1 pseudogene is annotated in these 409 nt (G+C 36.4%); it reads right to left on the reverse strand.

Annotated elements, in window-relative coordinates:
* Positions 1–191: 191 nt before the first annotated feature.
* Positions 192–409 (reverse strand): annotated as a pseudogene (locus CAN34_RS13810) (hypothetical protein); the annotation flags it as partial.

The raw sequence follows: 409 nt of genomic DNA on the forward strand, positions 1-409 counted from the left end.
ACTGTTTCAAGCGAGCTTTGAAAGTCCTGAGTTTTTAGAATTTTTGGGTGTGCAATAGCTCAGGTAGATATATAAAACAGTTACTAATGGAGAATGTATTAAGTAATGCATATCTTAATACTGATAAAAAAACCGCCATATAATTAATTTATGTGGCGGTTTTTCTATAAATTGTCTTACAAGGCAGATATTTAAGGCAAAACGATATCAACGATTTTCCAATCAATCAGACCTTCACGCTGCATCTCTATGGTAAGCGGATAGCCTTTCACTTGCCCGCTAATATTAAAGCAATTAATACCGCAATAGCTCAGCTTTGGTTTTTCACTATCAGAGCCTTTCGCAGCTTGCTTTTCAAGCTCATCCGCTTGTTTTTCCATAATTTGCTCATCTGTTTTTTCACCACCGC

Origin of the sequence: Psychrobacter sp. DAB_AL32B (assembly GCF_002224105.1) — a bacterium.
Taxonomy (GTDB): Bacteria; Pseudomonadota; Gammaproteobacteria; order Pseudomonadales; family Moraxellaceae; genus Psychrobacter.